Source organism: Candidatus Binatia bacterium (assembly GCA_036382395.1).
Taxonomy (GTDB): Bacteria; Desulfobacterota; Binatia; order HRBIN30; family HRBIN30; genus JAGDMS01.
This window is the reverse complement of sequence record DASVHW010000371.1, coordinates 1-14,211: the sequence shown is the minus strand read 5'-3', so window position 1 is coordinate 14,211 and position 14,211 is coordinate 1. Positions and strand designations below refer to the sequence as shown.

Here is a 14,211-nt window from a genome sequence, read left to right as displayed (position 1 = left end):
CTCCCCCCTAAGTACGTGTTGCGTTCCCCCTTCCTCGCCGTGACCCGCAGCGGAACGATGCTCACTTCATTGGACCGTATAGAGGGCTCGCGAAATTGTGTCAATAAAAAAATGCGCCGTTTTTGCAAATTCAGTAACAATACGGAGCTGAAGCCACCCCATTGACCTATCTAGTGACTTCGAGCCCGTTCCGGCCGGCATCAGCGGCGGTGTCGCTGCCGGACGAATGGCTGCTGGCGGGCTGAAAATACGTAGTGTTACGGAGTTTCAGCATCGGCCTGCAGGGAGCCGCTCACGTCCGCGCCGGCTTCATGCCCATTTGTCGCCGCGCTCGCCGTCGATCGCGTTAAGACTTCATGAAGAGCCTCCAGCGGTGGGTCCCACGTCCAAGGAACCTACTGAATCTCGTATAATACGGTGACATCTTCCGTTCGTTCCGAGTAGGCGCCCTTCCTCTGGCCGCCGTATCGAGGGATGCTTGTGAGGCAGGTCCACCGCAGTCGCCCCTCGACACGCGCCCGGAAAAGACGGGCGCTACTCGGGGAGATCGGTATGCAAGCGTGTCACTGTATTTTGCGAGACGCAGTAGGTACCCGAGTCCGTCTCCGTTCCTCAGCTCTTCAGGACGTAGGCACTCATCGGGTGGGTCTCGATGCGCGCGAAGTCGATGAAACGCGCGCAGCTCTCGCCCATACGCCGCTGATTCTCAGCCAACTTCTCCGGCGTGTCGGCGTCGTAAAATACCATCGGATCGCTCCCCGCCGCCGCCGGAAAGGCTTCCTCGACGATTGCGGTCCACGGCGGCGCGTCTGTGGTCACCGGCCGCACGACGACGTTTTGAATGTAGAGGAACGTGCTCTGGGTCTCGATCGCCACCTTCGTGTGGTAACCCTGCCAGCGATCCAGCCACTCGGCGTACGTCAGGAAGTCGGGCTTTTCGAGAAAGGCGACGGTGTACAGCCCCGGGACACGCTCGCCGAGCGGGGCGACGTGTTTGCTATTCACGATGGGGACGGATTCGAGCACCAGGTATCCGGCGAGGCGCCGGGTCACGCCGACCAGCACTTTCTCGAGCGGCCCGCGATTGAGCGCCGTATCCATCCAGATGGAGACGAATCCTGTCGGCTCCAAGTGCGCCATCCGCAGGCCGGGCACTGCCTGTTCATCGACCAGGCTCACCGCCAGTTCGCGCGCCCCGAGATCGATCAGTTTTCTCGCGGTGCTGCCGAGCAGCTCCTGCTTGAAGCTCCCAATCGAGACCTCATCCTTCTTCCAAACTACATAGATCAGCTTTTCCACGGGCTGCCCTCCACGGTGCGCTGCTCTCCGTATCACGGAGGGCGCCCGACGTGTAGTACCATCTTGAATTCGAGTCGGCCCTCGCCCTAATTCAGCGTCTGTTCTATGTACGTCCTCTGCGGACGGAGGAAGATCACGTGGCGAGTCATGAGAGGATAAACCCTGCGACAGTCCGAAAAGCTCGGACGGTAAGAAAATGGGATCTGGAAGCCGACGTGGTCGTGGTCGGTTACGGGTGCGCCGGCGCGTGCGCGACGATTGAAGCGGCGGAAGCCGGCGCCGACGTGCTCCTGCTCGAGCGTGCCAGCGGTGGAGGCGGAACCTCGGCGCTGTCTGGTGGGCTGATTTACATGGGGGGCGGGACACCCGTGCAGAAAGCCTGCGGCTTCGAGGATACGCCCGAGGAGATGTACAAGTTTCTCATCACCGCCCTTGGTCCGGGGGTCGACGAAGCGAAGGTTCGAGTCTTCTGTGACGACAGCGTTGCCCACTTCCACTGGTTTGAGCGGCACGGTGTGCCCTTCAAGCCGAGCTTCTATCCCGAGCCCGGCAGCGAGGCCCCCACCGACGATTGCCTGATTTATACCGGTGGCGAGGACGCCTATCCCTTTGATCGCATCGCCAAGCCGGCACCGCGCGGGCACAAGCCGCAGCATCCGGCCGCCGCCGGCGGCTTCTTGATGCAGAAACTGGTTGCCGCCACCGAGCGCAGCGGTGCACGCATCGAGTGTGACGTGCGCTGCGAAACCCTGGTGGTGAATGAACACGGCCGGGTCGTCGGCGTGGTCGTGTGGCAGGACAAGCGCCGGCGCTTCGTGCGTGCCCGTCGTGGTGTCGTCCTCACCGCGGGCGGGTTCACCATGAATCAGGAGATGGTGGCGCGCCACACCCCGCTGATTTGGAAATGCAGCTACAAGCTCGGCGTGGACGGCGATGATGGCCGCGCCATCCGCATGGCGATGGGTGCGGGCGCCGACATCATCCACATGGACGCGGCGGAGGTCGCCATTCCGCTGACACCGCCGCGGCGGCTCATGCGCGGCATCTTGGTCAACCGCGTCGGCCAACGCTTCATCAACGAAGACACCTACTACGGCCGCGTCGGTCAGGAATCGCTGTTCAGACAAGACGCCCACATGTACCTGATCGTGGACAACACCATCTACGAGCGCAACGCCGCTGGCTTCGAAGCGACACACGTCGAGGAGACGGTAGCGGATCTGGAGAAGAGCATCGGCCTGCCGACCGGTTCACTGCAAGGCACCGTCGAGTACTACAACCGTTTCGCCGCGCAGGGTGAGGATCCCCTTTTCCACAAAACCCCCGCCCTGCTCCAGACGCTCACCAACCCGCCCTATGCCGCCATCGATTGTCGCACCGACAAAGTGTTGTGGGCCACGTTCACGCTCGGTGGTTTGCATACGCAGCCGACGGGGGAAGTGCTCAATCCTGATGGCCAAGTCATTCCCGGCCTCTACGCCGCCGGGCGCACCACCTCGGGGCTCGCGGCGCACGGGTACTGCAGCGGCATCTCCCTCGGCGACGGCTCGTTTTTCGGCCGCAAGGCGGGGCGCCGCGCCGCTGCGGCAGCGTCCTGAGTTCATCGGTTCGACCGGCCAGCGCTACGTTCACGCCCCGGCGGATCTCGTTGACCCTCCGGTGGCACCGGGCTCTGTCCGGTGCGCAATCCGTTGTTCTGTCCGGGCCTCCAGAAGCGGCCCCAGGTCCTTGCCGCGAAAGGTAATGAGGTAGGTAGATCGGCCGATTTGCCAATGCGGCAGATCACCTCGGATGCTGAGCCCCTCTTCTCGCACCGGACAGAGCCCGGTGCCACCGTCCTGGTTGGTTGTTGTGCAGCCCTGGCGCCTTCTCATCATTGCCTCCGCGATGGCCGTTAGCTGACAATGAGCATCTCCATCCCTGCCAAACACCCTGGTTAAAAGCCGCGCCATTTGACAAACAAGCGTTTGTTCACGAAGCTGGCTTCTGCGTTCGGGTTTCCGCCGATGCCACACAAGAGAAGTCCCGCACGAAGAAGGAGGAGTTTGCATGCTTGTTGGGGGTTGTGACGTCGGGTCCACCACAGGGAAGGCTGTCATCTTGGATGGGGCGTCGGTCGTCTCTCATTTCATTACGCCATCCACAACCAACCCCGAGAAGACAGCCCGTCTGGCCATGGAGGAAGCCCTCAAACTGGCCGGGCTCTCGTCCTTCACCGACCTCCAGTACATCGTCGGCACCGGCTACGGCCGCCTCAAGGTCCCTTTCGCCAACGAAAATGTTTCCGAAATCACCTGCCACGCGCGTGGAGCACATTGGCTGAACCCGGCCGTCAGGACGGTGGTCGACATCGGTGGGCAAGACTGCAAGGTCATGTCTGTCGACAAGAACGGCAGGGTCATCGAATTCGCCATGAACGACCGCTGCGCTGCGGGCACCGGCCGGTTTTTCGAGGCCATGGCCAGAGTACTCAACTGCGGGCTCGAGGGCATTTCAGCGATCGATAACCAGGGCTCGAACGCCGCCAGCATCACCAGCCAGTGCAGCGTATTTGCCGAGTCGGAAGTGGTCACGCTGATCAACGAAGGCGTGGAATTGCCCAACATCATCGCCGGCATCAACAACTCGGTTGCCAACAGGCTCTTCTCCATGGTGCGGCGAGTCGGCCTCACCAAAGAACTGGCGTTGACCGGCGGGTGCTCAAAGAACAACGGGCTGGCGAAGGCGCTGGAAAAGAAGCTCGGGATCACCGTGACGCTGCTGCCGCAAGATCCGCAGATTGCCGGCGCGGTGGGGGCAGCCCTCATCGCCTGTGAAAAGGCAACCCACAACTAATAAGGCGGGCGCGCATCGCCCGAAAGCGAGGGCAGACCATTGGAAACCGCAATCCGCTCAAAGGCGTTTGAAACGTTCGCCGAAGTTGCCGGCGCCATCATGAACCCGGCGGTCCGGGAGTGGCGGGCGCAGGGCAAACAAGTCGTCGGCTACTTCTGTTCTCACATGCCGACCGAGCTGCTGATGGCCGCCGGACTGCTCCCCTATCGCATGAGAGGGACAGGGAGCGACGGCACCGAACTCTCCGACGCGTTCTTCAGCAGCATCAACTGCAGTTTTCCCCGCCACACCTTCAACCTGGCCCTCAAGGGAGAGTACGATTTCCTTGACGGGCTCGTCTGCGTCAGCAGCTGCGATCACATCCGCCGCGTTTACGACAACTGGAAGCAGAACCTGAACACGCCCTTCTTGAAAATCATGAGCCTGCCCAAGAAAGTGGGCGACCCTCAAGTCGATTGGTACCTCGAGGAGATCAACATCCTGCGGACCGAGTTGGAACAGCATTTCAACGTCCAGATCTCCGACCAGCGACTGCGGGACGCGATCAAGCTGCGCAACGAAACGCGGCGCCTGCAGCGACAGCTGTATGCGCTTCGCAAGGAAAAACACCCGCCGATCAACGGCGCCGAAACACTCGCCGTCATGGTCGCCGGCAGCGCCATGCCGGCAGAGCAGTACAATCCGCTCCTGCACAGCCTCCTCGAAGATCTGCAGCAAGCGAATGGGAACACTGGGAAAACCGACTACCGAGCCCGGTTGATGATCGTCGGCAGCGAGTTGGACGACCCGGATTACGTCGAAGTGATCGAGCAACAAGGCGGTCTGGTTGTCACCGACTCGATTTGCTACGGCACCCGGACGATGTGGGTGGACGTCGACGAGCAAGCGGCGGATCCCGTCGAAGCCCTCGCCCGCTACTACATCCAGGAACGGCCGTCTTGCCCGCGAATGAACGGTGATCAGCCGCGACGGCAGAAGTTCCTGCAGGACATGATCCGCGAATTCGAGGTCGACGGGGTCATCGGCGAACGCATGCTGTTTTGCGACTTCTGGTGCGCCGAGCACTACATGAACAAGATGGACCTGAAGGAAGTCGGCGTACCGTTCCTTCAGCTGGATCGTGAATACATCACCAGCGGCAAGGGGCAGCTGATGACCAGGATTCAGGCATTCCTGGAAACCATGGGGAAGTGAGAATGGACAAGCTGGAAGTCAAAGAAAAATCGTTGGCGCGATATAAGCAAGAACGCGATTGGTTCGCGTTTCTCCTCGAAGCGGCCGCAATGATGGATACGCCGGAGGGGAAACTGCAGGTCAAGATGCTCCAGATCCTACTGGAGTCGAAGCAGAAGGTCGTCGACTGCGTCATGAACGACAAGCCGTTCATCGCGGCCTACTTCTGCACCGCACCGGAGCTCTTTACCGCCATGGACCTCCCGTGGTTCATGATCATGGAAACGCCATTCCTCGGGTCCTCCGCACCCTTCGTCATGGACGATCTTCAAGGTACCGAGGAAATGGGGCTGGGCACGGACCTCTGCACCGCGATTCGGCTCCCCATCTACTACATCGAGACCGGGCAAATGCCGGTTCCCTCGGCGGTGATCGGCCTGTTGTCGCCTTGCGATGGCACGACGATGCTGCAGCAGGTCCTGCAACACAACAAGGCCTGGCACGACGTTCCGCTCTTCTCCCCTGACCCGCCGTACAAGTCGGATGAGCGAGCCATCACCTACTTCGCCAATGAGCTGCGACAGATGGTGCGCTTTGTGGAAGAGCACACCGGGAAGAAACTGGATATCGATCGCCTGCGCGAGGTCTGTGAGGAGTCGAACCGGACGTACACCTTGTGGCAGGAGTACAACGAACTGCGGCGCGCGGTGCCATGTCCCCACGGCTGGGAGATCGGCGGGGCGCAAGCGTTTGCCATGAGTCAATGCTTCCGGGCCGGCGATCCCAGGTGCACCGACTGGTTCAAGCAACTCCTCGAATGCGGTGAGGACCGGGTGAAGGCGGGACGGGGCGCCAACGATTACAAGCCGGAAAAGATCCGCTTGCTCTGGTTCGACATCATGCCCTACGGCTGGGTTTTCGAGTTCATGCCGTGGCTGGAGCAAGAGTGGGGAGCGGTCCTGGTCATGGATATGTTCAGCAACTTCCCCTACACGCTCATCGACACCGCGAGCGAAGAGACCATGTTCCACGACCTGGCCAAGCGCAACCTGATTGACGTGCCGATGATCCGCCAGGCCAGAGGCACGGCAGAGTACTTCTCCTCGGACATCGTGCGCATGGTCAAAGACTACAAGATCGACTGCGTCATCTGGCCCGGCCACATGGGCCACAAGGACGGCGCTGCCACCGCCGGCATCATGCGCGAGACATGCCGCGACATCGGTGTGCCATTCCTGCATATCGGGCTCGACTTGTTCGACAAGCGCTACACCAGCGTCGATGAGGTCAAGAACCGGGTGTCGCAGTTCTTCACCGGAATGGGACTGGGCTGAGTGCTGTTTTTTGGAAGTATGTTGGTCGCGACCGCGTTCGACCTTCCCCTGACCCCTTCCTTAACCTCTCCCCTGACCCCTCTCCGACGCGGAGAGGGGGACCCATTATCGAAGCTCGTCCCATGGGTCCCCCCTTCCCGTTCCGGGAAGGGGGCCAGGGGGTTAGGTTGCCGGGCGAGTAAATCGACACTCCCTTACCAAGGGACTGTCGATTTTCTCCGAATGTATGGGCGCAGCATGCTGCGCCGCTACGGAGGCACGCGGAAAATACGGTGTACGAAACCAGCGGCCGGTCATTTATCGACACTCCCTTACCAAGGAGGGGGCAAGGGGGAGGTTTCTGACCCTGCATCCCAAAACGAGCCAGCGGAGTTGTTCTGACGCGTGGCGACCTTCGACGGGCAAATCAGGAGAGTGGCCGCGTACGTGGAAGAGATGCGCACCACGGGGCGGCCGACCAGAGAATTCGTCTCTGCCTCGTCGCCGGAGGCGCTCAAAGAAGGCCTACCGATTCGAATCGGTTCGGGAGCGAACCCGAAGATCATCCTGCGCAACGAGACCTTCGTAGAACTGGGGAACCCCGCCGCCGGTTCGTGCGCCGTTGTTCTGTGGACCGATACCTCTGCGCTCATCAGCGACGGAAGGATTACCCTGATCGGCGCCGACGTTCAGGAGGCGCGCGGGGCCAGCTTGCCGTTCGGCCAGATCCTGCTGGTGGCGGGAAAGGACCTGAGTGCCGAGGAGCATCAATCGGTCGGACAGACCCAATACGTTGCCGACCAAATCGAAGGCTACATGGTCAGAAGCTCTGCCCGGAACATCTGGAGCCGGGTGAGCAACGAGGCTGCGGCAAAGGGATTCGGCTTCGAAACCCTGGGGCGATCGTTGATGGCCATCTACAAGTCCAGCCTGCCCAAAGTGCAGGCGATGGAGGTCATTTTCGTCACCTCGAGCAAGGCCGACGTGCTGCGGCTGAATGATATCGCCACCGAGGTTCGCGAGATTGGTGCCGAGATTGTGAAGGAGCGCTGGAAAGCAAAAGGCTACGATCTCGACTGCGACTTGGATTGCCGCTCCTGCCACGACAAGGACGTCTGCGACGACATCCGGAAGATAACCGCCGCGCGTTTGCGGAAGGAAAAGAACGCCGCCGCGGCCGACAGGGCATCATGATCCGCCGCACCACACAGGGAGAAACGGATGTCTGAATCGCTCGCCAACGGAAAGAGGCTGGTCAGCGTCTGCGGCAAAGGTGGCACCGGCAAGACCGCGGTCACCGCCATGATGGCGCGCGCCCTCGTCGACAGCCGACGGGCCGGCAAGCTCCTGGTCATCGACGCGGACCCGGCGCTCGGGCAACTCAGCGCCCTGGGCGTCAAGGCGGATCGCACCATGGGGCAGATTCGGGAAGAGATTATCCGGACGGCACAGCAGGGTAAGAAGGACGCGAAGACGGCGCTTGTTGATCAGCTGGATTACATGGTGTTCGAGGCCCTGAACGAGTTGGACGACTTCGCCCTGCTGGCGATGGGGCGGACCGAAACCTTGGGCTGTTACTGCCCCGTGAACAGCCTCCTGCGCAACGCCATCGAGAAACTCTCAGAGAGCTTCGACACGATCTTGGTCGACGGGGAAGCGGGTCTGGAGCAAATCAACCGCCAAGTGGTTCGCCGTTTGGACATCCTGGTCATTGTCAGTGATCCGACATCGCGCGGCATGGAAACCGCCGCCGCGATCAAGAGCATGGTCGAAGACGAGAAGATCATCGAGTGCAAGAGGATGGGTCTCGTCTTCAACCGCGTCATCGGCAACGAAGCGTTGCTGGCACAGTCCGCCAAGAAGATCGGTCTGGAGGTCTTCGGGTTCGTTCCGCATGACCAGGAGATCGCCGCCTTTGACCTCGTGGGTAAGCCACTCACCAAACTGCCGGCAGAATCAGCGGCTTTGGCCGCCGTCAGAGGGCTCGTGGAGAACCGGATCCTGACCTGACGTACGGGGCACCTCTGGCGTCCTGCTGCCGGCGGCGCTCGCCTTTTTCCAACCGACTCAACCGCGCGACGGTTTCTGCAGCTCCGCCACGATGGCCGCCAGCGTGTCCTCGCTGATCTCGAAGGTGTCCGCGATGCGGCGCAGGACGTCACGCGGAAGCGTCCGCAGCGCAGGCTCGGCCACGTGGTCGCGTCGCACCTCCAGCCGCAGCACGTCCGGGCGCGAGTAGTGGCCGATGCTGTCGAACAGGACCTTCGCCGCCTTGATCATGCTGCTCGGGCAATCGGCGTACAGGATGGTCTCCTGGTTGAACACCGGCTCGACCAGGTACTGGCCCATCGGCCCAACAATCGTGCTGCCGCCCACGGCCCAAGAGTAGTTCATGCGCGGGCTGTTCTTGATGTGCTCCCAGCGTCGCGGGATGTCCTGCTCGCGCATCAGGCCGCTCACGCTGATCACGAACGCGCCCGCTTCGAACGCATGCTCGCGAATAGCAGGATGCAAATCGCACGCGCCTGTGCCGGCGGTGTCCGGCTCGGCGACGCGTACGCCGGCGCCCCAGGTGCCGGGCCACACGGCGACATGGATCTCTTCGCCCAGCTCGATCATGGCGGCGCGCGCTAGAATCATGTGATGCTCCCAGCAGATGAGCCCACCGAGAGTGCCGATCTCGGTGTCGAACACGCGCAGATCCGCGCCGTCGCCGCACCCCCAGTAGGTGCGTTCGGTGTAGGTCGGCATCAATTTCCGGTGTTTGCCGAGTACGCTCCCGTCTCGGCCGAGGAAGAGCAAGGTGTTGTAGAGCGTCCGGCTGCCGGCCCGTTCGTCGAGCTCGTTGCAGCCCATGACGACGTAGCAGCCAGCCTGGCGGGCTGCATCGCCGAGTGCTTCGGTCTCCTCGCCGGGAATGACGATGGCGTTGTCTTGCAGGGCAACGTTGTAGCCCATCCATTCGGGAGTCGGCGAATCGAAGCCGCCGGTGTAGAAGCACGGATAGCCCGGGATGAAGGTTTCGGAGAAGGCCACCACATCGGCGTGCCGTGCACCCGCCTCCTTGATGAGCCGGCAGGCCTTCTCCACCGTCGCCTGCTTGTCCATGAATACCGGAGCCGCCTGCACCGCCGCGACCTTCACCGATTCCCTGCCGCCGAGCACGTGTTTCGCCATGGCACTCACCTCCTTCACCGTTGTCGGAGTAGCATAGACCCGTGGTCGGTCGCCGATCAAACCAGCCCGTTGGCCTGATTCCGCGTCAAGAGAGCCGGGACGACGCCCGCGTCGACAAGTTGGGTCGTCTCAAAAAGGTCGACGGCATCGTGGATGTTGCTGACTGACGCCGTGGTAGCATTCTCCGCTTCAGCGCGGTAAGCACTGGCAGAAGACGCGACGCTCGGCAAGCCAGAGGAACCCGATGAAGATCAAGGCAACCTTCGTACAAGACGGAAAATGGTGGGTGGCATGGGCTGATGAGGTGCCTGGAGCGCTGACGCAGGGTGCGACCCTCGAAGAGGCGCGGGAGAACCTCATTGACGCTGTCCATTGCATCCAAGAACCGGTCGATCTCACGCGCGTCCCGAAGAGCAAGGTGGTCGTGCAAGAGATCGAGGTGTGAATGAAGCGGCGGGAATTGATCCGCCACCTCGAGCGTTTCGGTTGCGCGTTGCTCGACGAAGGAGCCAAGCACAGCCGCTACATCAACCTGGCCGATCCCACCCGTAGGAGCACCGTCCCTCGTCACACAGAGATCGCGGACCTGTTGGCGCGAAAGATCTGCCGCCAACTTGGTGTTCCCGACCCGAAGTAACCGCGCTCAGCCGGTGAGTCGGCACGTAGCCAACGCAACCAATTGACTGAAGGAGTCACTTTTGCCTTCTTCGTGCGGCTGAGCACGTTCAGGACAATCCGTATTTTCGCGGTCGCGCGGCCCGCTAGCGGCAGGCGCGTTTAGGCAATGATGCCACGGCACTAGAAGCGATGTACGGCACCCCCCTCGACCGATCGGGTGCCCGAGATTATGATCCGCTGGAGCTTGTCGGACTGCTGCGACACGAGACCTTCGTACGCGGTCCGAAAGCTGGTCACGACAAGAAGGGTAGACCCCTTTGGCTCGCTGAGGTTCGGACGCTGCCAGTAGTGGAGCCTCGCGAACATCGCGAGCCCGATGACCCTCGCGTACTTATCAGAACGGCTGTACGTGCATGCACGGCGCTCGAGACGCTCCGTCGCCTCCCAAAATGGAGCACGGTAGACCTGAGGGACCGGCACCGGGTAGTCGAGCCCCGCGACGGACACATCTGCTGGCAGCACAGCATCTGAGAGATCCATGGCGATAAGCCCCGGCCGGCGATTGGCCCGGATTTGTGAGGCTGCCTTGTCCATTGCGTCCGGTGCCGAGTGAAGCGATTCTGGCCTCTTGACCTCGACGACGACGTCAAGCGTGTCGATCGGAACCACGAAGTCCGGTGCTGGTCTACCGCAGACCGGCACAGGGACCCTCGGTGAGATTCCGCCCCGCACCAGCACCAAGCCGAACCAATACTGACTCAAGAAGTCCCTGGCGAGCCGACGTCCCGCTCTTCCAGCGAACCTGTCCTGCAAGGCGTTGACCAGGTCGTTCGTGATTTGGCCAGGCACCTCCTCGGGTAGCGCTCCAGTGATCTGGAAGAAGTCAACGACAAGGGCAATTGCGTCCAGAGTCTCGCGAAGAACTTCGGGGTTGTCTCCGTAGCCTCCCCGCGTCGCCACCTGGTCGAGATAGTGAACAGCTTCGCTCAGACGACTGCTCAACACTCGACCAACCTTCGCACGCCCCAGCTCCGACATGGCGATGCGACCACGCTCAGCTATCACAGCGCAGTTGGGGGCGGTCAGCGAGGTGAATGGTATCACTCGATGGCTGGTCGCGATGGACTCCAATGTCGAAAGCTCCTCTTGGGTGACTCCGCGGCTGCGCCGTCTTCTCAGGCGTCGGCTCGTCGGCCTGTTAGGCTAGCGCCCCCGCTGCCTCGCGAGACGAACCCTGCGCGATCCTGAGTTTTGAGCGGAGCCCACCGCCGAATCTCATCACACAGCCAACACCGGCAGCGCGGCGACCAGCTTCTGCGTTTCGAGGCTCACCGTGATGACCCGGCCGACGAGCTTCACGATGTAATCCGGCTCGTCGGCACGGTTCGGGTCGTTGGTGATGCCGCTGCGGGCGTCGGTGCTCACCTGGTATTGATCGATAACCCATTCAAGCGCCGAACGGTTGCCGAGCCGGTAGGCGAAGGCGGCCTCGGGGACGCCAGCGAGCGTGAGGAAGTCGTTGTAGACAATGGCCGTCTTGTCCTTGCTCAGGCGCGTCTTCTTCACACGCCAGTCCAGCGGCAGTTCGGGATTCTCCACCCGTTTGAGCGGATACTCCGCGGCGCGCTCGTAGTGGACGTGCAGATCGGCGAGCTTCCGGCCGATCTCGACGTAGGCGCGGAAGATGTTCGCGTCTTTGCCGACCAGCGGGATGCGCGGCAGCTCGCGTCGCAGGTTGGCCGCGTAGCGTGCGCGATACTCCGGGTGATGCAGCACCGCATAGACGTAGTGGAAGATGTCCCGCCTAGCGATCTCCCCGTCGTTGTAGTGCTGCTGGAAGCGCAGCAGCGTCGAGGGCGGAATGTTCTCCTGCCGTGCCCCGTCTTCGCCATCGTAGGTGTAGAAAGGGAAGCATTGGCAACCGCTCCCCGCGCCAACTAGATGAAGGTCCGCGATGCAGTCGGCGGCCAAGACCATGAATGGCTTTTCCGAACCGGCATCAGTGAGACAGATGACGCGATTGTCAGCCTCCGAAGCAACGTTCGGAAACATTTCAGGGAAGGCGTAGACCTCCTCGCAAAATAGGCGATCGAAGTAGAGACTCACCGTGGTGAACGGACGGTAGAGTGCGCGCCGGATCTTCGCTTCGGAGAATTCTCCGCGGTTGCCGCGCTCCAGATCCTGTATGAGGCCACGACTCCATTTCAATCTCGCGTCGTCATACGCCACAACATCATCGACCTTTGCGGCGCGCCTCTTGAGCTTTCCCCAGCGCGTGAGCTGCTCGTTGTAAAAGCCAATCGTCCGGTCCATGTTTGCAGCAAGCTGAGCGCGATCAAAATTGTAGGTCCATGTGTCCCGATTGGTCTTAACGCCGTTCCCGAACCTGCGGAAAATCGACCTGCCCAAGTCGCCTTTGGCTCCGATCGGGATGAGCATTTCGAAATCGTCCCGCATGCCGGCAGTCAGCCACGTATGCTTCTTGTCAGGTTCGATCACGCTCCATTCAACGCCTGACACCTTCGCCTTTACGCCGAGAAAGTGGGATTTCTCCTCGCGTCGCCAATCAACAGGGACGGCATGATAGTAGATGCGTGCTGGCCTTGAGCTGGCCTTTCCACCGCGCACGAACAAGTTGACGCTGACGCCGACTTGGATGCCGAAGACGTTGTGCGTAGTTCCTGACAGCTTTGGATTCTTCCGAACGTTTCCGCCGAGATTCAGGACGTAAAGCGCGTCGAAGTCGCTGGCGAGATGTTTGCGCACGCCATCGAATGCCATGTCTTCGATGAAGCTGCTGTTGTTCACATACGCGACGATGCCCTCGTTGCCCAAGCGGTCACTTGCCCACCGCAGCGCCTTCACATAGACATCGCTGAGCGCGTTCTTGTTCGTGGCCGCGGAGTCCGCTACGTAGGTGTTGCGCACTCGCTCATCAACGACCTGGTACTTCCGATTCTTGTTATTGTCGTTCTCGTTCAGCTGGTGGGCATTGTAGGGCGGATTGCCGAGGACGACGAAGATCGGCGCGGCTTTCTGGCGCTTGACTCTCTCGGTATTCTCGGGATTGAAGAAACCGAACTCCGCCTGCGCCGTCTCCGCGGTTTCAAACGTATCTACCAGACAGATGCCGGGGAAAGGTTCGTAGTGGCCGGTCCGCTCATAGAAAGTGTGCTCGATGTTCATTGCCGCGACGTAGTAGGGCAGCAGCATCACTTCATTGCAGTGTAGCTCGTTCCGGTACTTGTCCTCGAGCCGGGTCTTGGGCAGCCGGCGCATGATGTTCACCATGAAGTTGCCGGTGCCGACGAACGGGTCGATGACGTGGACGCCGGGATCGCCGAGCGTGCGGTCGAACTCGGTATGCAGGATTTCCTCCACGCTGGCGAGGATGAAGTCGACGATCTCCTGCGGCGTGTACACTGGTCTCGTGGGTCACGCCGAGTTCGGTGAATTCGGCGAGCGACTGATGATAGGCGCCGACGCGCTTGTGATTCGCTTTCAGGGGAAGTGCGCGCATGCCGCACTGCTTGTACCGAAGCCCGAACGCCGGGACAACTTCTCGATGCCAGCCCGCCCGGCGGCTGAGCGCCCCGCTGCTTTCACAGGCGCCGCGCCGCCTCTTTGACCGACACCGTAGGCTCGCGCAACCGCGCCGCCAGCAGGCCGCGGAATTTCGGGTTGTGCTTGAGTAGCTCGTCGATCAGATCGTCGTCCTCTTCAAGTGGCGCCAACTGAAACGCCGGCACACCGTTGACGGTGACCACGACAGGCTCGTCATGGCAGACCCGCGCAT

At 61.4% G+C, this 14,211-nt stretch carries 13 protein-coding genes; 8 read left to right on the top strand and 5 right to left on the bottom strand.

Annotated elements, in window-relative coordinates:
* Nucleotides 1–612: 612 nt before the first annotated feature.
* Nucleotides 613–1,299 (bottom strand): hypothetical protein, encoded by a 687-nt coding sequence (locus VF515_17880; protein ID HEX7409502.1) that lies wholly within the window; start codon nt 1,297–1,299, stop codon nt 613–615.
* A gap of 155 nt (nt 1,300–1,454) precedes the next feature.
* Between VF515_17880 and VF515_17875 the strand changes: the two genes are divergently transcribed.
* The 6 genes from VF515_17875 to VF515_17850 all read left to right on the top strand — a co-directional run bounded on the left by VF515_17875 (nt 1,455) and on the right by VF515_17850 (nt 8,630).
* Nucleotides 1,455–2,897: an FAD-dependent oxidoreductase gene (locus VF515_17875; GenBank protein ID HEX7409501.1), complete on the top strand. Its 1,443-nt coding sequence runs from the start codon at nt 1,455–1,457 to the stop codon at nt 2,895–2,897.
* Nucleotides 2,898–3,348: 451 nt separating this feature from the next.
* A complete protein-coding gene (locus VF515_17870; GenBank protein HEX7409500.1) occupies nt 3,349–4,134 on the top strand; it encodes an acyl-CoA dehydratase activase in 786 nt (261 codons plus the stop codon).
* Between the two features lie 39 nt (nt 4,135–4,173).
* On the top strand, nt 4,174–5,328 hold the full coding sequence (locus VF515_17865; GenBank protein HEX7409499.1) for a 2-hydroxyacyl-CoA dehydratase family protein: 1,155 nt from the start codon (nt 4,174–4,176) through the stop codon (nt 5,326–5,328).
* Nucleotides 5,329–5,330: 2 nt separating this feature from the next.
* Nucleotides 5,331–6,641: a 2-hydroxyacyl-CoA dehydratase family protein gene (locus VF515_17860; GenBank protein HEX7409498.1), complete on the top strand. Its 1,311-nt coding sequence runs from the start codon at nt 5,331–5,333 to the stop codon at nt 6,639–6,641.
* A gap of 384 nt (nt 6,642–7,025) precedes the next feature.
* Nucleotides 7,026–7,814, top strand: a complete 789-nt coding sequence (locus VF515_17855) for a carbon monoxide dehydrogenase (GenBank protein ID HEX7409497.1) — start codon at nt 7,026–7,028, stop codon at nt 7,812–7,814.
* Nucleotides 7,815–7,841: 27 nt separating this feature from the next.
* The gene (locus tag VF515_17850; GenBank protein ID HEX7409496.1) at nt 7,842–8,630 is read left to right on the top strand and encodes an AAA family ATPase; all 789 of its coding nucleotides are present in this window, start codon (nt 7,842–7,844) and stop codon (nt 8,628–8,630) included.
* Between the two features lie 57 nt (nt 8,631–8,687).
* Here VF515_17850 and VF515_17845 read toward each other — a convergent pair whose 3' ends face one another.
* A complete protein-coding gene (locus VF515_17845; protein ID HEX7409495.1) occupies nt 8,688–9,797 on the bottom strand; it encodes a carbon-nitrogen hydrolase family protein in 1,110 nt (369 codons plus the stop codon).
* Between the two features lie 244 nt (nt 9,798–10,041).
* Here VF515_17845 and VF515_17840 point away from each other — a divergent pair, with 244 nt between their 5' ends.
* Nucleotides 10,042–10,242: a type II toxin-antitoxin system HicB family antitoxin gene (locus VF515_17840; GenBank protein HEX7409494.1), complete on the top strand. Its 201-nt coding sequence runs from the start codon at nt 10,042–10,044 to the stop codon at nt 10,240–10,242.
* Nucleotides 10,243–10,434, top strand: a complete 192-nt coding sequence (locus VF515_17835) for a type II toxin-antitoxin system HicA family toxin (GenBank protein ID HEX7409493.1) — start codon at nt 10,243–10,245, stop codon at nt 10,432–10,434. It abuts the gene before it with no gap.
* Nucleotides 10,435–10,595: 161 nt separating this feature from the next.
* On the opposite strand, the gene VF515_17830 is transcribed toward VF515_17835, so the two are convergent.
* The 3 genes from VF515_17830 to VF515_17820 all read right to left on the bottom strand — a co-directional run.
* Nucleotides 10,596–11,546: a hypothetical protein gene (locus tag VF515_17830; protein HEX7409492.1), complete on the bottom strand. Its 951-nt coding sequence runs from the start codon at nt 11,544–11,546 to the stop codon at nt 10,596–10,598.
* 147 nt (nt 11,547–11,693) lie between these two features.
* Nucleotides 11,694–13,838, bottom strand: coding sequence for a type ISP restriction/modification enzyme (locus tag VF515_17825; protein ID HEX7409491.1), 2,145 nt, complete (start codon nt 13,836–13,838; stop codon nt 11,694–11,696).
* A gap of 179 nt (nt 13,839–14,017) precedes the next feature.
* Nucleotides 14,018–14,211: hypothetical protein (locus tag VF515_17820; protein HEX7409490.1), on the bottom strand; the 194-nt coding region annotated here is incomplete at its 5' end.

Bases quoted from the DNA above. Each gene is read 5' to 3' on its own strand.
- VF515_17840 (HEX7409494.1), top strand. From the start codon at position 10,042: ATGAAGATCAAGGCAACCTTCGTACAAGACGGAAAATGGTGGGTGGCA.
- VF515_17870 (HEX7409500.1), top strand. From the start codon at position 3,349: ATGCTTGTTGGGGGTTGTGACGTCGGGTCCACCACAGGGAAGGCTGTC.
- VF515_17835 (HEX7409493.1), top strand. From the start codon at position 10,243: ATGAAGCGGCGGGAATTGATCCGCCACCTCGAGCGTTTCGGTTGCGCG.
- VF515_17860 (HEX7409498.1), top strand. From the start codon at position 5,331: ATGGACAAGCTGGAAGTCAAAGAAAAATCGTTGGCGCGATATAAGCAA.
- VF515_17850 (HEX7409496.1), top strand. From the start codon at position 7,842: ATGTCTGAATCGCTCGCCAACGGAAAGAGGCTGGTCAGCGTCTGCGGC.
- VF515_17845 (HEX7409495.1), bottom strand. From the start codon at position 9,797: ATGGCGAAACACGTGCTCGGCGGCAGGGAATCGGTGAAGGTCGCGGCG.